Genomic DNA, 22,122 nt, shown 5'->3' with positions numbered 1-22,122 from the left:
CTACAGAAAAGGGGCTGTCCAAGAAGTCTGTAAGCTGTTGATTTCCGTTCCAGGCTGCTCGCTTTCCGCGGGGCGTGCGGTGAGCCTTACCGGCGTGAACGCCTACTTTTTGGTGCAAGCACCGGCGGGAGTCTCAACTGTCACGCTAGTCCCGCAGGAGTCTCGCATCTTCCACTTCAATTAACTTTTCATTGAAGATTTTTCAAGCCAAAAAGGGGCTGCCTGAAGGTCAATTTTCGACTTTCTGGACAGCCCCTTTTTGTTTCCAGTCTTATATGGCGTTGAAGTTTATTAATTGCAGAATAATTGGATCTTCTTGCTCCGGCATCCTGTTTACGTTTGATCTTCGGTAAGATATGTTTTTACGGCTGGCGGTTCATAGTTGCTGAATTGATTCAGTAGGTCTTGTGGAGTGGGAGCTGTTAGTGCCATCTCACGGTACTTTTCTTGCATAAATCCTTCGGCCGTCATGTGGTTAAACAAGGAGATCAGAGGATCGAAATAGTGTTTGATATTTAACAGACCGCAAGGCTTTTGATGTAAGCCTAATTGTGCCCACGTGAAAATCTCAAAGAATTCTTCCATGGTTCCTGGTCCGCCGGGTAAAACGATGAACCCGTCCGCCAATTCAGCCATTCTTGCTTTTCTTTCATGCATGGAATCTACCACGATAAGATTGGTTAAGTTCTTATGGGAGATTTCTCTTTTTTTCAGAAAGTCTGGCATGATTCCTGTTACTTGTCCACCATGCTGCAGTACGGAATCAGCAACAGCTCCCATCACTCCTACACTTGCCCCGCCATACACGAGTCCGATGTTGCGTTCGGCCAGTTCTTTCCCCAGTTTCGCAGCTTCTTTAACATAGATTTCCGATACACCATTGCTTGAGCCACAGAATACAGCTAGATTTTTCAAATGAATCTCCTCCTTTTATCTGCAGTTAAAATTATATCAGTTCCTTGGACTGCTAACAGGAAGGAGATTTTCACCCCTTTTGACGAATATAAGTAAGTGGAAAATAAAGGTGGAGGTTTCATAAGAATGAAGTTAGATTGGGTGAGATCAAGGATAAGATCGCTTTCGGCTGCTGAAAAAATGGAGCACATTCCTAAAGGATATTCTGGGGATCAGAAATACGCTGTGACATTAAAGGGTGGCAGTAAGGTTTTATTGAGAATTGCCGCTATAGGGGATTATGAAAGGAAAAAATCCGAGTTCCAGCTGTTAAGCAAAATCATGAGGTTTCCCGTTCAGACACCGGAGCCTATTGAAATAGGAAAGCTGGAGGAGATGGACATCTGTTTTTATGTGCTTTCTTACATAGAGGGAGAAGATGCAGGTGAGGTATTGCCCAAGTACACGGAAAGGGAGCAATATGAGATTGGTCTAAGAGCGGGGAAGGACTTGTGGAATTTGCACCAGTATCCAGCACCTGAGACCATTGAGCCATGGTATGAAAGGGTGACGGACAAGTTTTACAGATATTTGGATGCCTATAAGACTTGTGGTGTCAAAATAAAAAATGATGAGAAAATCATGGCTTTTATCGAGGAGAACAAACATTATTTAAAAAGCCGTCCAAACCAGTTTCAGCATGACGATTTCCATCCAAGCAACCTTATTGTGAAGAACAAACAATATGCAGGAGCCATTGATTTTAACCGCTTTGATTGGGGCGACCCTTATCATGACTTTTGTAAGGTCGGTTTATTCAGTAAAGAGGTGAGTGTTCCTTTTTCCATTGGGCAAATCAATGGATATTTTGAGAATAAGATCCCTGAGGATTTTTGGATGATTTACTCTCTTTATATGGCTATGAATGTTATGTCTGCCATCGTATGGACGATCAGGGTTACACCAGATCAAGTCGATGAAATGGCAGACCGATTACATAAGGTACTGGAGGATCATCAAGATTTTGAAGTGCTGGAGCCGAAATGGTATACAGCTCATTCCTTCTCGGTTAATCAGGTGTGAGCTGATGCTTATTAAACGAATATCCTGCAAAGTAAAAGAAGGACATCAAGATTTATTTTATGACTGTCAAAAACAATGGGGAACGCTTAGTCAGGTGAAAGGGTTTATCGGACAACTGGGAGGATGGAGTGATCATAAGCAATCGACTGCTTGTATCTATGCTTTCTGGGAAAGCCAACAGGATTATCAGTATTTTATGGATGAGATCCATGATCAGATTTTTGCAGCCTCGGGGCAAGGAAACACCTATACTTCGATAGAGATAGATTTTTTCCAAGAAGAGCTGAGAATCACAGGTTTGGAAAATCAATTTGCAGATGTTATAAGAAATGCCCAATATATTTATTCGATTATACAGCAAGCTGAAAAACATGGCTGGAGTGCAGGCTTGCAAAAAGCCAAGGGGATGCTGGGAGGCACATTTGCATCGTCCCAAAAAGATAGGGACACTTTCCTTGTATGGTTAGCCTGGCAGTCTGAGAAGCAGCAAAGAAGGACTCTGCCACAAGGTGGTGCGGTAGAATGGGCAGATAAAAAGTTTAGTGTCATAGAAGCTTGGCGAGTGTGTCCGAGCATTATTGATAGAGACTGAAGAATGATAAGCAGGAGGGACTGACCATGTTTCCAGGAACGCTGTACGAAACCCATGTCAAAACCAAAAATTTAGAAGCGGCTATGGAGTTCTATACGAGGTTAGGGTTAGATTTGGCCCATACAATTGAAGATCGGCGTGTCGCATTCTATTGGTTTGATAAAAATAATCAGCGCGAACAAATGCTGGGCGTTTGGGAAGTACCGGAAGAAGAGTTTCATAAAAGCCATTTTGCGTTCAAGGTTACGTACGATGACATTATTCATGCAAGTGAATGGCTGCTTACTAAAGGGATAAGGCCAAGGGCTGCTTTTGGACTTGAACCTGCGGAACCCATGGTGCAAACCTGGACACCTACTGCGAATCTCTACTTTTATGATCCGGATGGCAATTCATTAGAATTTCTTTGCTTGCTTCCGGAAAAGAAAAATGTGGAGAAGGATGTTATGTACTTAAGTGAATGGGAGAAACTTTCGTGAAAATGGATGAAGCAGGAGCCTTTTGGGTCCCTGCTTTTTCATGCTAGCAGTTACAGATCATTAAAACGTTGCCGTCTAAATCCTGAAAATTAAAATAGGCAAACTCTCCAATGCGTTCTATGTCCTTCACGATGGTGATGCTATTTTCTTTTATGAATTCATAGGCTTTATCAATATCCGGTACATAAAAATTAAACAGCACATGCGAAGAAGGTTTGAATACAAAGTCGGGATCAAACGTGTGGTCGTCCAATGTTAGTCCTGTTTCATTGGTAACAGGCAGGTTGTAAACGGGAGAGTCTACGTTTTCAGGATTGAAAGGTACTCCAAGCAAATGACTGTACCATTCTGCTGATTTCTTTAAGTCCTTAACATGGATAAACACATTATTCACCTTGCAAGCGATGGGCGACACGGTTGAGTTCATGATCTTACCACCTTTTGGTCATATTTTACAATTAGTCATTCAACAATAGTAAGGGGAATCCTTTTATGAACCGATGGAAAATAAACAAAAAAGATTGAGGTGATTGAATTGCTGCAGCACGCAGAAAAGAAGATAGTTATTGGGGCAGGACCCTATAATAATAATCCTGGGTGGATTCATACACAGGAAGAAGTATTGAGTTTATTGGATAAGAGGCAGTGGGAAAATGCATTTGAAAAAAATTCAGTAGCCGCCATTTTAGCTGAACATGTGTGGGAACACCTTACGTATGAAGAGGGAATAGAAGCTGCTGAAAACTGTTATGACTTTTTAATGCCGTCTGGTTACATTCGCTGTGCCGTTCCCGACGGATACTTTCCGAATGAGGAATATCAGCATACCGTACAAGTTGGCGGTCCCGGACCTGAAGGCCATATCTGCGCAAGCCATAAGATTGTACATAACTATAAAACGTTATCGGCTATGTTTGAAGCAGCGGGCTATACGGTAAGGCTGCTTGAATATTTTGATGAGACTGGGAGCTTTCATTTGGAAGATTGGAACGGGGGTAAAGGCGTTATTTTCCGATCAAAAAAGTACGACCCAAGGAACCAAGGAGATAAAATAGTGTTTGCTTCATTAATAGTAGATGCCATCAAGCCTCCAGCAGACTGATTTCCAGGAAAATCCAAACGGGTAAGCACTCACCTTTTATTGACGAGAGGCATAAATATGATATTATAAAAATGAGTGAGTACTCACTTTATTAGGGGGCTGGTTATGAACTATAGTGTTGAAATTGAGAACGTTAGCAAAAGCTTCGGTAAAAAAGCGGTTTTAAAAGAAATCAGCTTAAATATTGAAGAAGGAAAAATTTATGGATTTATTGGCCCATCAGGTTCTGGAAAGACCACTCTGGTAAAATTGATGGTTGGAATGGATGATCCTGACAATGGGATGGTACATGTTTTAAACGAAAAGGTTCCAAACCTCGGACTGCTGCAGAACATTGGCTATATGGCGCAGTCTGATGCTTTGTACCTGAATTTAACGGGCAAAGAGAACTTGAAATTTTTTGCTTCACTTTACAAGATGCCGAAGTTAGAGGTGGCTGAGCGGATATCTTATACCGCTGATCTCGTAAAGCTGACAGCTGATTTAAATAAAAGAGTTTCGGCCTATTCGGGTGGTATGAAACGCAGATTATCTCTGGCTATTGCTTTAATCCAAAACCCTAAACTTCTTATTTTGGATGAGCCGACCGTGGGTATTGATCCGGAATTGCGTTTAACTATTTGGAATGAATTATTGCGGCTGAAAAACGAAGAAGGAAAGACGATCATCGTAACGACGCATGTCATGGACGAAGCGGAACGGTGTGATTTGGTTGCGATGATCAGAGAAGGCCGCATATTGGCTAACGGCACACCAGACGAATTAAAAGAGTTGTATCAAGCAGAGAATTTTGATGAAGTCTTTTTAAATGCGGGGAGGAAAAGTCATGAGAACAGCAGCTCTAATTAAACGGATCTTTCAAGAGATGTTCCGTGATAAACGAACGTTAGCGCTGTTGTTTGTTGCTCCTTTGCTGATTTTATCCCTGATGTATTTATTATTTAACTCCGACACTATCAATCCGAAGCTGGGAGTGACTGGTGCGGATCATCAGCTTGTTAAGGCATTGGAAAAAGCCGGCATTCATACGGTTCACTATAAGAGAGTAACCAATACGAAGAATACGATAAAAGGTGATGATCTTGATGCTATTTTACAGTATAAAGATTCTCATTGGAAATTAACCCTGCAAAATAATGACCCGACAGCCGCCAAAGCCCTGCAGATGAAGGTTCAACAAACCGTATCCCAATTTCAATCAGCACTTATGAATAAAGGGAGCGCAGGCCTTCCAAAAGAAAATATCAAGACAGCATACATCTACGGAAATAGCGATACCGATTTTTTTGATGTCCTGAGTCCTACGCTGGTTGGTTTTTTTGTTTTCTTTTTCGTTTTCCTCATATCGGGTATTGGTTTATTAAAGGAACGGACATCAGGTACATTGGAACGATTAATGTCTACACCCATTCGCAGATGGGAAATTGTAATGGCCTATCTGGTTGGTTTTGGAACGTTTGCCGTCATACAAACCGTAATTGTCGTACTGTATGCCATCAATATTTTAGATATGGTTCTGGAAGGATCCATTTGGAATGTTATTTTAATTAACTTATTATTGGCATTGGTAGCTTTGTCATTGGGCATCCTTTTATCATCTTTTGCCGCATCCGAATTTCAAATGGTGCAATTTATCCCAATAGCAGTCATTCCACAAATCTTTTTTTCAGGAATCATTCCCCTTAATGGCTTGGCAGACTGGCTGCAAGCCGTTGCTAAAGTGATGCCGCTTTATTATGCGGCAGATGCACTAAAAGGTATAATGTATAAAGGAATGGAATTAAGCGATATTAGTGGAGATCTTATTGCACTCGTGCTATTTGCTTCGTTCTTTACTGTACTGAATGTATTTGCATTGAAAAAGTATCGTAAATTATAAAGGTTAAGCTCGAAAGTAGGGATGAAAGTGTTTAAAGGCAGTCTCTTGGAGGCGATGGTTGCCCATGCATCAGATAACAAAAAACAAACGGATAAACAGCAGAAGATTTTGGAGTCTGCCATTAGAATCTTTGCAGAAAAAGGGTATACAAACACCTCGACAAGTGAGATTGCCAAAGCTGCCGGTGTAGCTGAGGGGACCATTTTCCGTAAGTATGGAACAAAGGATAATTTATTGCTCTCGGTGATCGTTCCCTTTATAAAAGACTTATTTCCTGCTATGGCTGAGGGTGTTTTTAATGAAGTGATGTCAAAAGACATTCTTAGTTTTGAAGATTTCTTGCGGGCTTTCTTGAAAAACAGAATTGTCTTCTTTAAAGAGAATTTGGAAATATTCCAGATTGTTGTGAAAGAGATGCTCTATAACGTGGAATTGCGAAACGAATTACTGCCTTTTTTTAAGGAAAATGTCTCTCCGCGTCTCATTAAAGTCATCAACATCTTTAAAGAACAAGGAGATTTAGCAGATATTCCAACAGAGTTGATTCAAAAAATGGTGTTTACTTTCGTTGGCGGATATTTTGTTTCTCACTTCGTCTTGCTGCCAGAAACCTCATTTGGGGATGAGGACGAAGAAATTGAAAATATGATCAGATTTGTGATGGATGGCGTACGGAACAGGAAAGAAACTTAAATTATAAAGGCTTTACCCCTAAATTGTCCAAAGCCTCATTCACATCCTGAAGGTTATAGATTTCCTTCTCCAAACAAAATTGAATGACCAGGTCTGATGTATCACTGTCAGACAAAGAGAAGCCGGCAGAGCTTAGAAGCTCACCGGCTTCTTCTATGTTTAATTGAAGAGCCAGGGCGAGTGCAATGACCGTATTTTTTCGCGGCCGATAATCGGGATTGGAACGGATCTTTGAAAAATGGCGGCGGTCAATTCCTGCTTTTTTGTAGATTTCAGAATCACTGGCGCCTCTTTGATCGATATAGCTGAACAAGAGATGACGGAGGGAAGGTTTGCGTCTGGACTGGATAAACCCGTCAAGGTCCGCTGGCTGTCGATCTTCTTCAAGGATTTCGCTCTCTAGAGGTGCACAGGCATGTAAAATCTCTGCCGGAAAACGGTTCAGGCAGTAGTCTACATATTCTTTTAGTTCAATCAGAGTGTTTTCTGCGAGCATTGTGATGACCTCCCCAAAATGTCGCTTGCCAGGCGACCAACTGATGGCAGAATCTAGCTATTATTATAGCATGATGAATAGAAGGGGATGGGTCGCATGAATCACAATAAAACGGAGATGATCTTTCTGCTGGACCGGAGCGGATCAATGGCAGGGCTTGAAGAGGAAACGATCGGCGGGTTTAACAGGCTGATTGAAAAACAATACCGGCCGGAAGGAGACACGGAAATTACGGCGATTCTCTTTGATGATCAGTATGAGGTCGTATGGACTGGCAAAAACGCCAGAGAGGCAAGGCTGTCAGACAAAGAGTATTTTGTAAGAGGCTGTACCGCACTGCTGGATGCCATAGGTAAAGCGATCGTGGATACCGGGCACAGGCTAGCAATGACAGACGAGAATGAAAGGCCAGGCAAGGTCATCTTCATCGTTACAACGGATGGGATGGAAAACGCGAGCACGGAATTTACCTATCCCAAAATAAAGGGGCTGATCAAGCACCAGCAGGAGAAATACAGCTGGGAGTTTATATTCATGGGAGCGAACATCGATGCCGTGGAGGAAGCGGACAGCCTTGGGATTTCAGTCGACAACGCCTATAACTTTGAGGCTTCATCACATGGGGTAGAGGAGATGTATGCTGTCATGTGTGAAGCGGTGGCGGAGAAAAGGGAGAAATGATTATCATATGGGCAAAGGAGCACCCACCGTTTTTTTTCGGCGGGTGCTTTTTAGTTCGGATAATAGATGGTCATACTCAAGCGGGTCAAGATATCACCGGAGTTATGATAGACATGAGGCCTGTCGGCTCTGAACCTGATAGAGTCCCCATTTTTCACGGTGTATTCTATGTTGTTTACACGTACGGTTAATTCCCCGTCAAAAACAGTTACAAATTCTTCGGTGCCTTCTCCATGAGCGTCAGAGCTTAGAAAGCCGCCTTTGTCGATCTCGACGGAATACATTTCAAATCGGCGGTCATCCTGGAATGGAAAGTAGGGATATACTCTGTATTTTCCGTTGTCCTCTGTTAAGGCTTGTACTTCGCTTCGCAAGACTACTTTCGTATCGGGCTGCGGATCATTGATCAGGGCAGTAAACGAGATCTTTAGTCCATTGGCGATTTTCCAGATCGTCGTAATGGTAGGGCTGGATTCGCCTCTCTCAATTTGTCCAATCATTGTTTTGCTTACACCGGTCAGTTCAGCCACTTTTTCAAGGCTTAATTTTTTGTTTTCCCGAAAGGCTTTTAAATTTTTCGCAATGATAAGATGGATTTCCTCCATAAATAACCTCCAGACCTATTTACAATATAGCGACCGTTCTGTACAATATATTGAAAATCGTTATAGTGTTCAATATAGACATTATAACATACGCAACGGAGGGAAATCACAATGTCCATCTTGTCTTTTTTGTTGTACGTGTTTGTTACAAGCTTCACTCCAGGTCCGAATAACATTATGGCGATGCTGTTTGCCAACCAATACGGTTTGAAGCGAACCCTCAGATTCTGTGTTGGAGTTGGAGCTGGATTCTTTATCATCATCATGCTGAGCAGCTACTTTAATCTTTGGCTGAAGAACTTCATACCAAAGATCGAGTTTGCGATGACGATCCTCGGTGCGGTCTATATGCTGTATCTGGCTTATAAGGTGTTAACCAGCAAAAGCAAGACTAAAAACACCGAACGAGAAGACAAGAATAACAGTTTTAAAGCAGGCATGCTGCTTCAGTTCGTTAATCCAAAAGGCCTCTTATATGGCTTGACTGTCATTTCCACGTTTGTGATTCCCTTTTACCATTCCAATGCCAGCCTGCTGCTGATTTCATTATTTCTAGCGTTTATCGGCTTCCTGGCTACGTTTAGCTGGAGTCTGTTCGGTTCCATGTTTCAAGTCTTTTTATCAAAATACAGAAGAGCATTCAATGTGGTGATGGCCCTTTTGTTGGTGTATAGTGCGGTTTCGGTGGTTGTGGAATAAGAAATCAATGATTTAAACGATCGTTTAAAGAGGCTCGTCATTAGGTCAGGTCTCTTTCTTCATATAATCTGGATCGATAGAAAAAAAGAGCACTGGCTGAGAAAAATGCAGCCGTGCTCTTTTGCTTATCAGAAGGATTATTTACTTTTTCGCTTTGCTGACTTTCAGTTTCTTGCCTTTAACTGTGGTATTTTCCATGGCTTGCAGGACAAGTGAGCCTTTTCCGTTAAGAATATCAACATAGGACCAATTCTCCTGGATGGTGATAATGCCGATATCATCTGCTGAGACTCCAGGGATTTTTGCGATGGTTCCAACGAAATCGACCGCTCGGATCTTCTTGTTTTTTCCGCCGCTGAAGTGGAGTTTCGTAATATCCTGGTTGATTCGGGCCGTTTTATTATTTCTCACGACTCGGCGCCCGCTGAGCTTTTCTTCAAAAGCCCGCTGCATTTTAGCCACTTCTTGTTTTGTCGGTGCTTCCGCTTCATCGATCTCAAAGCCAATGTATCTTTCGATGGCTCTAAGATATTTTCCTTCATAAGGCAATGCAAACGTAATGGCTCTTCCTTTTTTGCCGGCCCGGCCAGTTCTTCCTGTACGGTGGACATAGCTCTCTTTTTCCATAGGAACGTCATAGTTGATAACGAGGGTTACATTATCAATATCAATTCCTCTCGCAGCCACATCCGTGGCGACAAGATAACGGAAATTCCCGATTTTGAACCCGTCCATCACTGCGAATCGATCTTCTTGTTCCAATCCTCCATGAAGCTTTTCAACAGAATACTGAGAGGCTTCGAGCTCTGCAAACACGGTATCGACGTGCTCTTTCGTATTGCAGAAAATGATGCAGCTGTCCGGGTTTTCAACGACCGTCACGTCTTTCAGAAGAGCAAGCTTCACCTCTTCCTGAACGTTGATTAAAGAATGCTTGATCGTATCTGTCGTCATCCCGGCAGAAGCTATTTCGATTTTTGCTGGATCCTTCATATATTGATGGCAGAGATTTTCAATATCTTTTGGCAATGTTGCAGAAAAGACCATGGTCACTCTGTTTGAAGGAAGCTGTTTAATAATCTTTTTCACTTCATCAATAAAGCCCATGTTCAGCATTTCATCTGCTTCATCAATGATCAGGTACTTGATTTGGTCTAAGACGAGGGTTTCACGCTCGATATGGTCCATGACGCGTCCCGGTGTACCGACGACAACATGCGTTTTTTGTTTCAATTCTTCTTTTTGTTTCGCAAAAGGCTCTTTACCATATACAGCAACAGCTTTAATCCGCTTGAACCTTCCAATGTTGGTAAGGTCTTCACGAACTTGAACAGCGAGCTCGCGCGTGGGAGTAAGGATCAATGCTTGTGGCCGTTTTTCTTCCCATTCCAGCATTTCGCATACCGGAATACCAAAGGCTGCTGTTTTTCCGCTGCCTGTTTGGGATTTTACGACGAGATCTTGCTTTTCCAGAGCTAATGGTATGACTTCAGTCTGAACCTCAGTCGGAGTTTCATATTTCAACACTGTAAGTGCTCGTTTTATTTCATCGCTTATACGATAATCGTTAAAACTTCTATTATTCATGTAGGAACCTCGATTTTTTATATTATCCAGATTCAGCATAACCTGAATAGTGTTCATTATACTTGAAATGATGGACAATCGGGTTTAATTTTAAACGATTGTTTAAAGGAACCCTTCTGTATGATCGTAGGTGATAGGTAAACAATGATATAATGAGGGAATTAATTCAAAAGTGAAAATGCTGGCAACAAAAAACAGTTGAAGGAACGACAGCGCTGTTTTATAATAACTTTTAGCGTTAACTAACTTGATATTAAAAATCCTCATCAATCCGATGAGGTAGAGGTCGCGGCTTTTATAAGTAGGACGTACGAGATGCAGAGGACATCATAGACTCCGTGTGAAAGGAAAAGCTGCCGAAATTTGTGCTTAACTCTGGAAGTATGAATTGGGGCTGTATTCGAACAGGAACAGCACTGTCACACCCACGAATAACCGGTGGGTGGGATGCGCTATCTTACGGAAGGCATGATGCGGATTAATAATAATCGTCGCCCAATGCTTGGCGGCTTTTTTTATTTCCCACTCCTTCCTAAAACGAAAAGGAGTTTTTTTTATGCGAAACACAGCACAGAATCCATCACAACCGCAGTCACCAAACGCGGACAATGAATTAAAGCGGGGACTGAAATCCCGCCATTTAACGATGATCTCTCTTGGGGGAACGATCGGAACAGGATTATTTTTAGCAAGCGGAGGATCCATTCATACTGCAGGACCAGGCGGCGTTCTGTTTTCATATGTAGCGATTGGAATCATGGTGTTCTTCTTAATGACAAGCCTCGCAGAAATGGCGTCTTACATGCCGGTTGCGGGTTCATTCAGCACGTATGCTTCAAAATTTGTGGATCCATCACTAGGATTCGCGCTCGGCTGGAACTATTGGTACAACTGGGCAATCACCATTGCAGCTGAACTTGCTGCCGTAACATTAATCATGAAATTTTGGTTTCCAGATACCCCTTCATTTATCTGGAGTGCACTGTTCCTAGGCATTATGTTCTTATTAAATTATTTATCGGTAAAAGGGTTTGGTGAAGCAGAATATTGGTTCTCGCTGATCAAAGTCATTACGGTCATCATCTTCTTGATCTTAGGAACACTTATGATCTTCGGCATTTTAGGCGGAGATCCGATCGGATTTAAGAACTTTACGATCGCTGACGCACCGTTCCACGGCGGATTCTTTACGACGCTTGGCGTATTCATGGCTGCAGGTTTCTCCTTTCAGGGAACAGAACTGTTAGGGGTTGCGGCAGGAGAAACAGAAGATCCGAAAAAGAACATCCCGAAAGCGATCAAAAGTGTGTTCTGGCGTATCCTTTTGTTCTATGTTCTGGCAATCTTGGTCATTTCTTTAATCATTCCTTACACAGACAGCCGATTGGCAAGCAGCGATATTACTGTAAGTCCATTCACACTTGTCTTTGATAAAGCAGGAATTGCGTTTGCGGCTTCCGTTATGAACGCGATCATCTTAACAGCAGTATTATCTGCCGGTAACTCCGGTATGTATGCATCGACCCGTATGCTTTGGGATATGGCACGAGACGGAAAGGCACCTAAGTTTCTGGCGAAGCTGGATTCCCGCGGTGTACCGGTTCCAGCCCTAATTGTAACAGCCGCTGTAGGAGCTGTAGCTTTCTTTGCTTCACTGTTCGGTGACGGCGTCATCTACACATGGCTGCTGAATGCCTCCGGGATGTCCGGTTTTATCGCCTGGCTCGGAATTGCGATCAGCCATTACCGATTCAGAAGAGCGTATGTGGCACAGGGGCGGAATTTAAAAGAACTGCCTTACTTGGCAAAATGGTTCCCAATCGGTCCGATCTTTGCTTTCGCTCTCTGTTTTGTCGTTATCCTCGGCCAAAACTATTCTGCCTTTACAGGCGGAAGCATCGATTGGAAAGGAGCCCTTGTTTCTTACATTGGGATTCCGATCTTCCTGGCTGTTTGGTTAGGCTATAAATTCAAACACAAAACAAAAGTCGTACCGCTTAAAGAGTGTGATTTTGAATAAGAAATAAGAGAAGCAGGAGCCTTTCTGGGTTCCTGCTTTTTTAGTGAAAAAGGTATCGTCTTCTAAACGCAGAACATATAAATTAACACTTACGTCAAGTGAAGGGGAATGGCAGCGAAAATAGAGAACGCAGGAGCATATAGGGGTTCCGAGTGTAACCTGTAGCGAATCAAAGAGGCCAAGCTCAATATTGAGCAGGGTCTCATTAGAAGTTGTTACCAAATGGAAGTTGTTTTACTAATTAGTAAAACAACTCTCTAAGCACATTCGGAAAATGGTAAACAGGGTTATGCATGTACCCACGTGTTTTTACATTTCTTTTGCGCTCTGATTTGAAAAGATTTTTGTTCCCGTGGTAAAGAGAGATATACCATATTTTCACCATCTGGTAGAACTCGCGATATTCACGGTTGGACAGTGAAAGATCTTGCGGAAATCCGATGTCATAAAGCCGTTCCATAAAGAAGTTTTCGGCAATCTTATCGGTTTCCTCGGAGATCTTCCCGCGCTTCACATCAAAACCTTTATGCTGCAACTGACGCTCGAATCCATTCAGTGTATTTCCTCTGCAGAGCAGCACGGCTTCATCTTTTGGAACATTTAACTGGGTGAGAAGAGACATAATGTACTCTTCTTTAGAGGTTTTTAATGATGTTTCAGAGGGGAGCGGGACATAGACAGCCGCTTGTTCTCCGGTTTCTATTCTTCTGGCTGCGAACACTTCTCCTAATATGGGGCATCCATTTCCTGCATCATCTACTTCAATCATTTAAAAGATTCTCCTATTGTATATTCTTATAGAACATTAACTCTCAGCTTCAATTTCATCAGCAAAGGCATTTATCTTGCTTTGAATGTGGTCGGCCAGGTCTGCATTGGTGTAGATATCTATTTCAGGCTCACCAGGACTGTCGATGAAATCAACAATGATGAAAGCCGTCTTTTTATTTTTATAATCAACAACGAAGCGGCATTGAAAATGTTACATCTTCCATTATACAGCAACCACTTAAATGAACAAAAAAGCAGAAGTCTTTTTTACCGACTCCTGCTTACCATTGGTTTGCTTATTTTGTTTGTAATTGAGAAGAAAGAAGTTGTTCAAGAACTTTTTGTACTTCCAATCCTTCAGAGAAGGTAATTAAGTCAGCTTCTTCTCCTTGGAACTTTTTCACGAACTGGTCAATCAAACCTGCTCCACGGTTATTGTCTTCCAAGTCAATTTTCTTCAAGTCTTCATTGTCAGCCCCATAGTAGAGTTCACTCCAATTCACAAGAGAAAGAGTGCCTCTTGAGCCGTAAAGAGTAAATTCAATGTGCTCTGCCATGGCAATGTCACTGACAGCATCAATGGATACGACGGTTCCATCCTTGAGGGTCAATACCGCTGCTAAACTTTGTTCAGAAGAAACGCCATCGGAGGGATAGTCAATCTTGGGATAAGGAGACGGAATATGAGAGTCCTGAACTTAAAGCTGGCCAACAGCAAATTAATGATGACTCATTTGCCCCCTTTTTCTTCAGACCCTGTAAAGCACGATCATGGCGGAGATTATCAGATTACGATTCCGATTTCGGGAATCCCTTGTATTGAAATTGAAAAGCAAACACGTTCAATGAATAAAGCGTTGAGAGTGATTACTTCACCAGGAGAAGCTCATTTTCATTATACAGGTGAAAGCGAAAGCAAACTGTTGCTGATTAATCTGCAAAAAGAATTCGTCGATCAGGTGGCATCGGCCCGTCTTCATGTATGTCATATCGATACGGCATTTCGAACATATGGGGAAAACTCATCGGAAAAGCTTGTGAAGATCGCGAACGACATCATCCAGACCAATCTATTAAATGAAGTCGCTTCTGGCAAGTTGGAAGAATTGGAGTGGGCGCTGGCAGATACCTTGCTTTCCATACAGGAAGGGTCGCATAGCGAAAAGTGGCGAAAAGAAATTACGCTGAATGATCATCCGTTGATAAAAACCGTCCTCTCCTTTATCCATGAACACTATGCCAGTGAACTGTCACTGGAGGAATTGGCCAAAGCATCCAGGCTGAGCAAGAATCATTTTATACGAACGTTTAAAGAGGCTGCAGGCTGCACCCCCGGCCAGTATGTTACAAAAGTCAGGCTGGAAAGGGCTATAGATCTTTTGCGTACAACTGCGCTGGATATTACAACGATTGGATTTGCCGTGGGGTTCGGCAGCTTAACGGCATTTGAACGATCGTTTAAAAAGAGATATGGCTGTTCTGTATCGCACTATCGAAAGTCGCTTTAATACAAAAGAAAAGAGCCTGGAGGAATCCAAGCTCTTTATTACTTTTTGATTTGTTTTTCTAAATCAGAGACTTTCTGTTCAAGCTGCTTTATTTTTTTAGCTGCATTCATTGCCGTAACAAATCCCATTAGTCCGAAGACAAATCCTATAAGTGCGTAGGTTTGCATCGTAAACCCTCCCTATACGAATAAATGTTAATGAATTTCGGTTTGAACATCCCGGCTGAAACCTAGATATCTTGAACCCTGAAAGCTCAGTTCGCCTGTATCGCCTTCAACCAGCATGCCAAATTTGTCACCTTTAACCTCAAGTTCCATCCGGTCTCCGCTTTCAACCTGGAACGTTACATAGTAATCGTTATGAGCAGAGGTTTCCCCACCGCCGCGTATAGAGGTTCGTTTAGTTACGACTTTAGCCTTTACCGATAATTTGGGTGAATTGTTGTTTTTATTCCATTGTGAAAGGCTGCTGACTATGCCTATTATAATAACAGAAATAACAATAACAAAAACAATTCCAATAAAAATGGGACCGAACTGAAACATAAAATCCCCTGCTGGATCGTCGAACATCTTACATCCCCCTGGTGTATTTTTTTCCTTATTTTAACATTTTGGAGTTTGTATTTGAAATATTTCTTTAAAATTTTGGTTTTATATGAAACTTTTTGTTATCCTTTTCGTATATGTAAGAGTTGAGATCTAAGATTACTAAATGGAAGAAGGAATAGAGAATGTTAAAGAAGATTATTGCGGCTACCTTGGTTATGACGTTTGTATTGATGCCTGTGAAAGATATTGTTTTCCATGATCAGTCACAAACGGTAAGTGCGAAAGGCTATCGTTCGGGGGTAAAATCCTTTAACTCTGGTGGTAAAAGCAGCAACAACTCATTTTTTCAAAATAAGAGCCAAAACAAGCAAAAAAGCTTTTTCAACAAAAATAATAGCTATTCTGCGAAAGCTAAAAAGGGCGGATTCATGAAAGGTCTGATCTATGGCGGTATCGCTGGCATGCTTTTCGGTGGACTGTTAGGAAACCTTGGCGCTTTTGGTTCATTCCTTGGGTTAATGATTAACATTATCGCTGTTCTTATCATCATTTCCCTCATTTCGAGAATCTTTGCGAACTTAAGAAACAGCCGCAAACCAAAGGATGACCGATGGAACAGATAATGCTGTACGAGCAGGACATCGTTAATGCGCTTTGTTTGTTCCATGCTCATAAAAAAGAAGTAGAGGCTGAAGATGTTCAAGTCGAACTGTTGTATGATGACGATTACGGATTCTCTGCAGAAGTGCATGTTGGCGGCAGAAAACAAGTATTGATCGAAGCCAATCTGATTGAAGCCATACGCTTCTATTTGGATAATCATATGAATATTAATTCCATTTCAGCAGGCCTGGAATTGGTCCTGGATGATGAGGAAGGCATTGTGGCGAATGTCACAATCAGATAAAAGAGAAACACCAATCTTTTAAGGATTGGTGTTTTTTGTACTTTGCAGGAAAGAGTCAGGCATAACAACCGCTGTCACTTCGCCTTTGACACAAAGGGTGTTACCAGCAAAGACTTCCGTATGTACTTTCCATTTCTTCGGATGAACCTCTTCTATTGTTCCAATGGCTTTTAATGCTGTGCCGTGCGGGGTAGGCTTCATAAAATCAACCTTCAGGGAGGCGGTCACAAATCGCGGCGGCTCTGTGCCATCACCGGGTTCATGGCCATTTTTTCGATGCAGGGCGAGGGCTGCAGATCCCGTTCCATGACAATCAATCAGGGAAGCGATTACTCCGCCGTATACAAATCCCGGTACTGCCGTATGCTCCGGTTCTGGCGTGTAGATTGTTTCTGTCTGATCTCCATGCCATTTTGTCTTAAAATGGTGCCCATCCTTATTCAGCTTTCCACATCCATAACACCACGAATAATCGTCAGGATACACGTCCTGAACGGCTTTTTGTTCTGACATGACACTCACTCCGTTTCTGTCTATTCATCAGTACTTTCCACAAGAAGAGGGTAAATTCCTTGTTTACCTTTTTTAAATAGGTTGTTGCTTTGGGATAAAGATTACGGAAACAGCCTTTTAAAAAGAAAGGTTGGACAATAACAATAACCAATTATGGAAAAATCAGGTTGACATGAATTGGTAATTCATAGTACATTACAGGAGTAATGCACTAAGGTTGCATGGTGGAGGTAGGTACGCTTGATTTTAAATTCTAACAGTATGACACCGATCTATATTCAGATCGCAGAATGGCTGGAAACCGAAATACTGAACGGCACCATTCAATCCAATGAAAAGATTTACTCGCAGTATCAATTGGCAGAAATGTTTAATATCAATCCGGCAACAGCAGCCAAGGGTTTGAACATTTTGGCTGATCAAAGTGTTTTATACAAAAAGCGGGGGTTGGGGATGTTTGTTTCAACAGATGCCAGAGATACCATTCTAAAAAAAAGAAAGAATGAAAAGCTGAAATCGATGGTGATGGATTTAGCCACAGAGGCGGTACAGCTCAATGTGGATGAGGAAGAATTAGTGAGCATGATCAGGGAAATGCACGGCAAGTTAAAGGGGGATAAGTGATGAAGATAGTGGAGTTTAATGGGATATTGAAAATGTACGGAAAAACAATCGCATTACATAACCTGTCTTTTAAACTTGCTGAAAATAAAATTACAGGGTTGATTGGCAGGAACGGGGCAGGGAAAACGACACTGCTAAAAATGATGGCTGGGTATGTTCGAGAAACCTCAGGTGAGATCCAGGTGTTTTCACAACGGCCATTTAATAATTTACAGGTTTCAGCAAACACGATTTTCATCGATCATGAAATGAGCTTTTCACCGGTTTTTACACTAGAAGATCTGCTGCATGCAGCCCAACGTTTTTATGCCAATTGGGACCACGAACTGGCCATGCGTTTGTTTGAATACTTCTCATTCCACCCTAAACAAAACCATTCCAAGCTCTCAAAAGGGATGAAATCTACATTTAATATGATTATCGGCCTCGCCTCGCGTTGCCCTCTGACGATTTTTGATGAACCGACCTCGGGAATGGATGCAGCCGTAAGAAAAGATTTCTACCGTGCTCTGTTGAAGGATTATCTAAATCATCCAAGAACGATCATTCTCTCAAGCCATCTCGTATCTGAGATTGAAGATCTGCTGGAGGATATCCTGCTGATAAGTGAAGGAAAAAAGTGCCTTCATCTGCCAGTTGAAGAACTGAGAGAATACGCTGTTGGTTTGACTGGAAAAACAGATGTGATGAATCAGCTGATTGAGGATAAGGATCTTATTCATAAAAAAAGTATAGGGGTGGATGGTACCTATGCTGTTATGAAGAAAGAGAATTCGTCACCACTGCTAGAACGTGCGATGGGGCTAGGTGTTGAGGCTTCGCCCGTTGCGATTGATGATCTTTGCGTGTACTTGACGAGCAAGTCAAAAGGGGGAATTGATAGTGTCTTTAACTGAGGTTACCACGTGGAATGTGGTAAAGAAACAGTATCGCTATAAACTGAAGTCGTTTGGAGGAGTGTTCACTTCTTTAATTGCGATTCAGGTTATTTCAATACTTTTTTCTCTGCAAGGAACGGGATCAAGAGGGGGAAGTTCAGGTAATTTCGACTATAGGGTTACTTATTTTGATGGCAACCTTCTGCTTGGCTTTATGATGGGCTGGGCGTTTATTATTTCTACTATCATCACTACAAAAGCTTATCGCTATGATGATTTTTCATTTGTGGCAACCCGTAAAACAAGTAATCTAGCAAATATATTATTTTTGTTCTCAGCTAGTGCATTCGGTGCCATTACAGTCTTTCTTGCGAGTCATTTGCTGCACGTAATTGTGGTGAACCTTTCAAATCCAAAAACAATCTTAGGTGATTCTCTAACCTTCCTGCAGCTGGTCACTGGATTTGGAGCATCAATTCTTTATCTCTTTCTTTTTACAAGTGTAGGTTATTTTGTTGGCATGCTTGTACAATTTAAGAAGCCTTTTGTGTTTATTCTACCAGCAGTAGTGATCGGAACATTAGTTCTGGATGGTACCGTGAACTCGTCACCTGAAATCCTCCCAGCAATCGGGACATTCTTTGGATTAGAAACATCCTTTTTATTGTTCGTTATTAAAGCACTGGTTGTTTCCTTCCTTTTCTTCACGGCTGCCATATTTCTGTCCAATCGATTGGAGGTAAGGGCGTGATTACCTTCCTAACCATATTCTTACCTATTCTTATCTTGGCTGTAATTGTCGTCACCACGATGTATGCTTTTCGTTTAAACAGCTGGAAGACAGCGTTTAATGGCAATAAAACAACCGTTTTGGTTTCCAGTTATATCATAATTTTAGTAATTGGTACAATCTGGTCCTATAGTATTTTTCCTTCTAAACCGAGCATCGGAAAAAGTATTAGTGAAGAGGATATGGAGAAATATTCAAAGGAACAAGTAAAATTTAAAAAACAGGTTCTAGAAAAGAATATCTTTAGACCAGATGATAAGGTGCTTGGAAAGAGTGAAAAATGGCAAATACCCTTTAAAGGAAAAAATTTTACTATAACAATGAATGAAGAAAGAGAAGAAAGTGAGTATTATCCTGATATTTTGATCGACAATAAGCCAGGCGAGGATGGAAAAATTGAAGCCATCGCTTATTCAGAAAAAGCGATGTTAGACGGGATTGAATTTACAAATGGAGTTGAAATGCCAGGTATTGAATTAAATACTAATACTTTAAATATTTTGCCTCCTGATACAGTTGAAGTGAAGCTCGCAAAATACAACGAAAGTTTTGCGGCTCATCAGTTTGTTAGTAAAAAACCAATGAATGAAAGAGAAAACTTTTTCGTTGGAGAGGGTTATATCTATCTGAAAGTTCCTAAAGGAGTTAAATTAGATGGAAATGGTAAAATCGAATACACGTATGTAGACGTTAAGTAGATACAGAATTAGCGGGATGCCACATGGTTATCCCGCTATATTTAATTCTCCATCATTTCCACTACAGCCTTAGCCATCTCATATATCTGTCGCTTTAAAGAATGCGGACGGATAATTCGGATCTCCTTGCCGAAACCTAAAATATATTGAACAGCTTCCTGTTCGGTATCAAAGCAGAGGGAGGCTGGAATCCAACTGTCATCAAGTGGCTCGTTCTGTTTTACAACTTGGACGAAGCGGCCAGTGAATGTAATTCGGTGGATGATGATGGGTGACAGCTCAACATCTACTTCAAAGGTAGGGAGGGCTTTAAGAAAGGTTTGTGTGGAACTCTCCCAGTATCGTGAAAGTTGAAAATCAGCTGGCCGAGTGAATGCTTCTTCCATTTTGAGGGCTGAATGAATTCGTGATGCTCTGTAGTTCCGAATTTCTTCACCTACAGAAGCAATCAAATACCACGTACTGCTTTTTGCGACTAATCCTAAGGGGTTGACCAGGCGTTCCTTTGTCTCGCCATTGGCCCGTTCATAGACAATCTGCAGTTTCTTTTCTTCCCAAATGGCTTCTTGCAGTGTTTGGAATGCCGCAATTTTTTGGGATGATTGCCTCCACGAACTGGTGTCCACATGAATGCGGTCCCATACATCATGAGCCTTTTGATGAAAGGAGGCAGGGATGGAGGCTAGCAATTTTTCGCGAGCATCGTTCCAGTCCTTAGTGATCCCCAGGTCGTTTAGAAGGTGAACAGACGGAGAGAGAAACAGCGATTTCAGTTCGTCTGTTTTCAGTCCTGTGAGATTGGTTTTATATTGATCCATCAAGCGCCAGCCGCCGGACTTTCCACGGTCAGCGACTACGGGAATTCCCGATGCACTCAGGGCCTCCATATCCCGATGAATCGTACGAGGAGTCACTTCCAACTGCTCGGCCAATTCCTTCGTTGTCAGTTTTCCTTTGTTTTGCAATAACAAGAGTATGACAATGAGCCGGTCGGCACGCATAGATATTCCGCCTTTTTAAAATAATATATGACAAAGGATGTCATCATTTAATAGTATACTCCAGATAAGAACCAATTAGTGAGGTGGAAAAGTGATGAGTGAGAGAAAAGTAATTTTGTATATTGCAGCTAGCCTTGATGGATTTATCGCGAAGAAAAATGATGATATCAGCTTTTTATCGATGGTGGAAAACCCGGGGGAGGATTATGGGTACGGGGAATTTATCAAAACAGTCGATACGGTGATCATGGGGAGAAAAACGTATGACAAAGTGTTAACCTTTGGGATTGGTTTTCCTCATAAGGGCAGAAAGTGCTATGTGCTTTCAAGAACGAAAGAAGGAACGGATGAAAATGTGGAGTATTATAATGGCCATTTGAATGACCTGATTCAGAACCTGAAAAAAGTAGATGGAAAAAACATCTTTATTGATGGCGGGGCAGGGGCGATTAAAGAGTTAAAAGAGCAGAACCTGATTGATGAGTACGTGATTTCGATCATTCCTGTTTTGTTGGGGAACGGAATTCGGTTGTTTGCAGAAACGGAGAATGAAAGCGGACTTCAGTTTGTAGAAAGCAAGACGTTTGATACAGGATTGGTTCAGCTGCATTATCGGACAGTTATAGATCAATAATACTAAGGTTGCTTCGGCAACCTTAGTTATTTTTTTAAATATTCCTTTACAAGAATATTCGATTCGGGTTATATTAGGTGTGAAAGGAGAAACGATAGATGAGTGCGAACATCAATGCCACATTATCTGCACTTGCCGAGCCTAAGCGCTTACAAATGATTGAGCTATTGCGTGAAGGTCCTCTCACTGTAGGGGAAATTGCTGAACGGCTTGGGCTTCTCCAACCACAAACTTCCAAACACCTCAGAGTTTTAAATCAAGCTGGATTTGTCGAGGTTCATGCTATTGCTAATAGGCGGATCTACAAGCTGTCTCAGCAGCCTTTCAAGGATTTGAATAAATGGCTAGTATCCTTCCAGAACGTTTGGGAGGGAAGATTGGATCGTTTGGATGATTATTTACTTAAAATGCAAGAAAAAACGGATGAACCTTAAGGA

At 41.8% G+C, this 22,122-nt stretch carries 31 protein-coding genes and 1 riboswitch; of the genes, 20 read left to right on the top strand and 11 right to left on the bottom strand.

Features of this window, described 5'->3' with window-relative positions; genetic code table 11:
- Positions 1-37 precede the first annotated feature (37 nt).
- Entirely contained in the window at positions 38-184 is a 147-nt protein-coding gene (locus tag AR335_RS24470; protein ID WP_156419101.1) for a hypothetical protein, read from the top strand.
- A 149-nt stretch (positions 185-333) separates the two neighbouring features.
- On the opposite strand, the gene AR335_RS19395 is transcribed toward AR335_RS24470, so the two are convergent.
- The gene (locus AR335_RS19395; RefSeq protein ID WP_062238931.1) at positions 334-915 is read right to left on the bottom strand and encodes a TIGR00730 family Rossman fold protein; all 582 of its coding nucleotides are present in this window, start codon (positions 913-915) and stop codon (positions 334-336) included.
- 126 nt (positions 916-1,041) lie between these two features.
- On the opposite strand from AR335_RS19395, the gene AR335_RS19390 reads away from it, so the two are divergent.
- The 3 genes from AR335_RS19390 to AR335_RS19380 are packed head-to-tail and all read left to right on the top strand — an operon-like array spanning position 1,042 to position 3,048.
- Positions 1,042-1,977, top strand: a complete 936-nt coding sequence (locus AR335_RS19390) for an aminoglycoside phosphotransferase family protein (RefSeq protein WP_062238929.1) — start codon at positions 1,042-1,044, stop codon at positions 1,975-1,977.
- Positions 1,978-1,981: 4 nt separating this feature from the next.
- Positions 1,982-2,569 carry a DUF4937 domain-containing protein gene (locus AR335_RS19385; RefSeq protein WP_062238927.1) on the top strand — a complete coding sequence of 196 codons (588 nt, stop codon included), beginning with the start codon at positions 1,982-1,984 and terminating at the stop codon, positions 2,567-2,569.
- 26 nt (positions 2,570-2,595) lie between these two features.
- Positions 2,596-3,048 carry a VOC family protein gene (locus AR335_RS19380; protein WP_062238925.1) on the top strand — a complete coding sequence of 151 codons (453 nt, stop codon included), beginning with the start codon at positions 2,596-2,598 and terminating at the stop codon, positions 3,046-3,048.
- A 43-nt stretch (positions 3,049-3,091) separates the two neighbouring features.
- Here AR335_RS19380 and AR335_RS19375 read toward each other — a convergent pair whose 3' ends face one another.
- On the bottom strand, positions 3,092-3,475 hold the full coding sequence (locus AR335_RS19375; protein ID WP_062238923.1) for a VOC family protein: 384 nt from the start codon (positions 3,473-3,475) through the stop codon (positions 3,092-3,094).
- Positions 3,476-3,577: 102 nt separating this feature from the next.
- Here AR335_RS19375 and AR335_RS19370 point away from each other — a divergent pair, with 102 nt between their 5' ends.
- The 4 genes from AR335_RS19370 to AR335_RS19355 all read left to right on the top strand — a co-directional run bounded on the left by AR335_RS19370 (position 3,578) and on the right by AR335_RS19355 (position 6,722).
- Positions 3,578-4,150, top strand: a complete 573-nt coding sequence (locus AR335_RS19370; RefSeq protein ID WP_062239284.1) for a class I SAM-dependent methyltransferase — start codon at positions 3,578-3,580, stop codon at positions 4,148-4,150.
- A 105-nt stretch (positions 4,151-4,255) separates the two neighbouring features.
- On the top strand, positions 4,256-4,999 hold the full coding sequence (locus AR335_RS19365) for an ABC transporter ATP-binding protein (protein ID WP_062238921.1): 744 nt from the start codon (positions 4,256-4,258) through the stop codon (positions 4,997-4,999).
- On the top strand, positions 4,977-6,029 hold the full coding sequence (locus AR335_RS19360) for an ABC transporter permease (RefSeq protein ID WP_062238919.1): 1,053 nt from the start codon (positions 4,977-4,979) through the stop codon (positions 6,027-6,029). The genes AR335_RS19365 and AR335_RS19360 overlap by 23 nt, the downstream gene beginning before the upstream one ends.
- A 27-nt stretch (positions 6,030-6,056) precedes the next feature.
- On the top strand, positions 6,057-6,722 hold the full coding sequence (locus tag AR335_RS19355; protein WP_062238917.1) for a TetR/AcrR family transcriptional regulator: 666 nt from the start codon (positions 6,057-6,059) through the stop codon (positions 6,720-6,722).
- A gap of 1 nt (position 6,723) precedes the next feature.
- Here AR335_RS19355 and AR335_RS19350 read toward each other — a convergent pair whose 3' ends face one another.
- Positions 6,724-7,218: a hypothetical protein gene (locus tag AR335_RS19350; protein ID WP_062238915.1), complete on the bottom strand. Its 495-nt coding sequence runs from the start codon at positions 7,216-7,218 to the stop codon at positions 6,724-6,726.
- 96 nt (positions 7,219-7,314) lie between these two features.
- On the opposite strand from AR335_RS19350, the gene AR335_RS19345 reads away from it, so the two are divergent.
- Positions 7,315-7,899 (top strand): vWA domain-containing protein, encoded by a 585-nt coding sequence (locus tag AR335_RS19345; RefSeq protein ID WP_062238913.1) that lies wholly within the window; start codon positions 7,315-7,317, stop codon positions 7,897-7,899.
- 50 nt (positions 7,900-7,949) lie between these two features.
- On the opposite strand, the gene AR335_RS19340 is transcribed toward AR335_RS19345, so the two are convergent.
- Entirely contained in the window at positions 7,950-8,504 is a 555-nt protein-coding gene (locus AR335_RS19340; RefSeq protein WP_053355876.1) for a helix-turn-helix domain-containing protein, read from the bottom strand.
- Positions 8,505-8,615: 111 nt separating this feature from the next.
- Here AR335_RS19340 and AR335_RS19335 point away from each other — a divergent pair, with 111 nt between their 5' ends.
- Complete coding sequence (locus AR335_RS19335) at positions 8,616-9,203, top strand: LysE family transporter (RefSeq protein ID WP_062238911.1); 588 nt, start codon at positions 8,616-8,618, stop codon at positions 9,201-9,203.
- Between the two features lie 141 nt (positions 9,204-9,344).
- On the opposite strand, the gene AR335_RS19330 is transcribed toward AR335_RS19335, so the two are convergent.
- Positions 9,345-10,790: a DEAD/DEAH box helicase gene (locus tag AR335_RS19330; protein WP_062238909.1), complete on the bottom strand. Its 1,446-nt coding sequence runs from the start codon at positions 10,788-10,790 to the stop codon at positions 9,345-9,347.
- A gap of 272 nt (positions 10,791-11,062) precedes the next feature.
- Positions 11,063-11,253: riboswitch (Lysine riboswitch) on the top strand.
- A 93-nt stretch (positions 11,254-11,346) separates the two neighbouring features.
- Between AR335_RS19330 and AR335_RS19325 the strand changes: the two genes are divergently transcribed.
- Positions 11,347-12,810, top strand: coding sequence for an amino acid permease (locus tag AR335_RS19325; protein ID WP_062238907.1), 1,464 nt, complete (start codon positions 11,347-11,349; stop codon positions 12,808-12,810).
- A gap of 241 nt (positions 12,811-13,051) precedes the next feature.
- On the opposite strand, the gene AR335_RS19320 is transcribed toward AR335_RS19325, so the two are convergent.
- Complete coding sequence (locus AR335_RS19320) at positions 13,052-13,579, bottom strand: hypothetical protein (protein ID WP_053355869.1); 528 nt, start codon at positions 13,577-13,579, stop codon at positions 13,052-13,054.
- Between the two features lie 298 nt (positions 13,580-13,877).
- The gene (locus AR335_RS19315) at positions 13,878-14,192 is read right to left on the bottom strand and encodes a hypothetical protein (RefSeq protein ID WP_062238905.1); all 315 of its coding nucleotides are present in this window, start codon (positions 14,190-14,192) and stop codon (positions 13,878-13,880) included.
- A gap of 72 nt (positions 14,193-14,264) precedes the next feature.
- Between AR335_RS19315 and AR335_RS19310 the strand changes: the two genes are divergently transcribed.
- Positions 14,265-15,089, top strand: coding sequence for a helix-turn-helix domain-containing protein (locus AR335_RS19310; protein ID WP_062238903.1), 825 nt, complete (start codon positions 14,265-14,267; stop codon positions 15,087-15,089).
- 38 nt (positions 15,090-15,127) lie between these two features.
- On the opposite strand, the gene AR335_RS25280 is transcribed toward AR335_RS19310, so the two are convergent.
- A complete protein-coding gene (locus tag AR335_RS25280; protein ID WP_255357607.1) occupies positions 15,128-15,256 on the bottom strand; it encodes a hypothetical protein in 129 nt (42 codons plus the stop codon).
- Positions 15,257-15,283: 27 nt separating this feature from the next.
- Entirely contained in the window at positions 15,284-15,661 is a 378-nt protein-coding gene (locus AR335_RS19305) for a DUF2500 domain-containing protein (protein ID WP_062238901.1), read from the bottom strand.
- Between the two features lie 161 nt (positions 15,662-15,822).
- On the opposite strand from AR335_RS19305, the gene AR335_RS19300 reads away from it, so the two are divergent.
- Entirely contained in the window at positions 15,823-16,263 is a 441-nt protein-coding gene (locus AR335_RS19300; RefSeq protein WP_053355865.1) for a hypothetical protein, read from the top strand.
- Entirely contained in the window at positions 16,251-16,547 is a 297-nt protein-coding gene (locus AR335_RS19295; protein WP_062238899.1) for a YxcD family protein, read from the top strand. Before AR335_RS19300 ends, AR335_RS19295 begins: the two co-directional genes overlap by 13 nt.
- An 18-nt stretch (positions 16,548-16,565) precedes the next feature.
- On the opposite strand, the gene AR335_RS19290 is transcribed toward AR335_RS19295, so the two are convergent.
- Positions 16,566-17,060, bottom strand: coding sequence for a PaaI family thioesterase (locus AR335_RS19290; protein WP_062238897.1), 495 nt, complete (start codon positions 17,058-17,060; stop codon positions 16,566-16,568).
- Positions 17,061-17,300: 240 nt separating this feature from the next.
- Here AR335_RS19290 and AR335_RS19285 point away from each other — a divergent pair, with 240 nt between their 5' ends.
- From AR335_RS19285 to AR335_RS19270, 4 genes are read left to right on the top strand one after another with little or no spacing between them, the layout of a single operon-like run.
- Complete coding sequence (locus tag AR335_RS19285) at positions 17,301-17,684, top strand: GntR family transcriptional regulator (protein ID WP_199805113.1); 384 nt, start codon at positions 17,301-17,303, stop codon at positions 17,682-17,684.
- Positions 17,684-18,580, top strand: a complete 897-nt coding sequence (locus AR335_RS19280) for an ATP-binding cassette domain-containing protein (RefSeq protein ID WP_062238895.1) — start codon at positions 17,684-17,686, stop codon at positions 18,578-18,580. The genes AR335_RS19285 and AR335_RS19280 overlap by 1 nt, the downstream gene beginning before the upstream one ends.
- The gene (locus AR335_RS19275) at positions 18,567-19,313 is read left to right on the top strand and encodes a hypothetical protein (protein ID WP_062238893.1); all 747 of its coding nucleotides are present in this window, start codon (positions 18,567-18,569) and stop codon (positions 19,311-19,313) included. Before AR335_RS19280 ends, AR335_RS19275 begins: the two co-directional genes overlap by 14 nt.
- Positions 19,310-20,050: a hypothetical protein gene (locus tag AR335_RS19270; RefSeq protein ID WP_062238891.1), complete on the top strand. Its 741-nt coding sequence runs from the start codon at positions 19,310-19,312 to the stop codon at positions 20,048-20,050. Before AR335_RS19275 ends, AR335_RS19270 begins: the two co-directional genes overlap by 4 nt.
- Positions 20,051-20,091: 41 nt before the next feature.
- Here AR335_RS19270 and AR335_RS19265 read toward each other — a convergent pair whose 3' ends face one another.
- Positions 20,092-21,051: a helix-turn-helix transcriptional regulator gene (locus tag AR335_RS19265; protein ID WP_062238889.1), complete on the bottom strand. Its 960-nt coding sequence runs from the start codon at positions 21,049-21,051 to the stop codon at positions 20,092-20,094.
- Positions 21,052-21,145: 94 nt separating this feature from the next.
- Here AR335_RS19265 and AR335_RS19260 point away from each other — a divergent pair, with 94 nt between their 5' ends.
- Together AR335_RS19260 and AR335_RS19255 are read left to right on the top strand one after the other, a co-directional pair.
- A complete protein-coding gene (locus AR335_RS19260) occupies positions 21,146-21,685 on the top strand; it encodes a dihydrofolate reductase family protein (RefSeq protein WP_062238887.1) in 540 nt (179 codons plus the stop codon).
- A 98-nt stretch (positions 21,686-21,783) separates the two neighbouring features.
- Entirely contained in the window at positions 21,784-22,119 is a 336-nt protein-coding gene (locus AR335_RS19255; protein WP_062238885.1) for an ArsR/SmtB family transcription factor, read from the top strand.
- Positions 22,120-22,122 lie beyond the last annotated feature (3 nt).

It is taken from the genome of Fictibacillus sp. FJAT-27399, from assembly GCF_001510655.1.
Lineage (GTDB): Bacteria > Bacillota > Bacilli > Bacillales > Fictibacillaceae > Fictibacillus_C > Fictibacillus_C marinisediminis.
This window is presented reverse-complemented; position numbering and strand designations above follow the sequence as displayed.

Excerpts from the sequence above, each read along its gene's own strand:
- AR335_RS19390 (WP_062238929.1), top strand. The coding sequence starts at position 1,042 with ATGAAGTTAGATTGGGTGAGATCAAGGATAAGATCGCTTTCGGCTGCT.
- AR335_RS19385 (WP_062238927.1), top strand. The coding sequence starts at position 1,982 with ATGCTTATTAAACGAATATCCTGCAAAGTAAAAGAAGGACATCAAGAT.
- AR335_RS19380 (WP_062238925.1), top strand. The coding sequence starts at position 2,596 with ATGTTTCCAGGAACGCTGTACGAAACCCATGTCAAAACCAAAAATTTA.
- AR335_RS19375 (WP_062238923.1), bottom strand. The coding sequence starts at position 3,475 with ATGAACTCAACCGTGTCGCCCATCGCTTGCAAGGTGAATAATGTGTTT.
- AR335_RS19365 (WP_062238921.1), top strand. The coding sequence starts at position 4,256 with ATGAACTATAGTGTTGAAATTGAGAACGTTAGCAAAAGCTTCGGTAAA.
- AR335_RS19360 (WP_062238919.1), top strand. The coding sequence starts at position 4,977 with ATGAGAACAGCAGCTCTAATTAAACGGATCTTTCAAGAGATGTTCCGT.
- AR335_RS19350 (WP_062238915.1), bottom strand. The coding sequence starts at position 7,218 with ATGCTCGCAGAAAACACTCTGATTGAACTAAAAGAATATGTAGACTAC.
- AR335_RS19345 (WP_062238913.1), top strand. The coding sequence starts at position 7,315 with ATGAATCACAATAAAACGGAGATGATCTTTCTGCTGGACCGGAGCGGA.
- AR335_RS19340 (WP_053355876.1), bottom strand. The coding sequence starts at position 8,504 with ATGGAGGAAATCCATCTTATCATTGCGAAAAATTTAAAAGCCTTTCGG.
- AR335_RS19335 (WP_062238911.1), top strand. The coding sequence starts at position 8,616 with ATGTCCATCTTGTCTTTTTTGTTGTACGTGTTTGTTACAAGCTTCACT.
- AR335_RS19330 (WP_062238909.1), bottom strand. The coding sequence starts at position 10,790 with ATGAATAATAGAAGTTTTAACGATTATCGTATAAGCGATGAAATAAAA.
- AR335_RS19325 (WP_062238907.1), top strand. The coding sequence starts at position 11,347 with ATGCGAAACACAGCACAGAATCCATCACAACCGCAGTCACCAAACGCG.
- AR335_RS19320 (WP_053355869.1), bottom strand. The coding sequence starts at position 13,579 with ATGATTGAAGTAGATGATGCAGGAAATGGATGCCCCATATTAGGAGAA.
- AR335_RS19310 (WP_062238903.1), top strand. The coding sequence starts at position 14,265 with ATGAGAGTCCTGAACTTAAAGCTGGCCAACAGCAAATTAATGATGACT.
- AR335_RS25280 (WP_255357607.1), bottom strand. The coding sequence starts at position 15,256 with ATGCAAACCTACGCACTTATAGGATTTGTCTTCGGACTAATGGGATTT.
- AR335_RS19305 (WP_062238901.1), bottom strand. The coding sequence starts at position 15,661 with ATGTTCGACGATCCAGCAGGGGATTTTATGTTTCAGTTCGGTCCCATT.
- AR335_RS19300 (WP_053355865.1), top strand. The coding sequence starts at position 15,823 with ATGTTAAAGAAGATTATTGCGGCTACCTTGGTTATGACGTTTGTATTG.
- AR335_RS19295 (WP_062238899.1), top strand. The coding sequence starts at position 16,251 with ATGGAACAGATAATGCTGTACGAGCAGGACATCGTTAATGCGCTTTGT.
- AR335_RS19290 (WP_062238897.1), bottom strand. The coding sequence starts at position 17,060 with ATGTCAGAACAAAAAGCCGTTCAGGACGTGTATCCTGACGATTATTCG.
- AR335_RS19280 (WP_062238895.1), top strand. The coding sequence starts at position 17,684 with ATGAAGATAGTGGAGTTTAATGGGATATTGAAAATGTACGGAAAAACA.
- AR335_RS19265 (WP_062238889.1), bottom strand. The coding sequence starts at position 21,051 with ATGCGTGCCGACCGGCTCATTGTCATACTCTTGTTATTGCAAAACAAA.
- AR335_RS19260 (WP_062238887.1), top strand. The coding sequence starts at position 21,146 with ATGAGTGAGAGAAAAGTAATTTTGTATATTGCAGCTAGCCTTGATGGA.
- AR335_RS19255 (WP_062238885.1), top strand. The coding sequence starts at position 21,784 with ATGAGTGCGAACATCAATGCCACATTATCTGCACTTGCCGAGCCTAAG.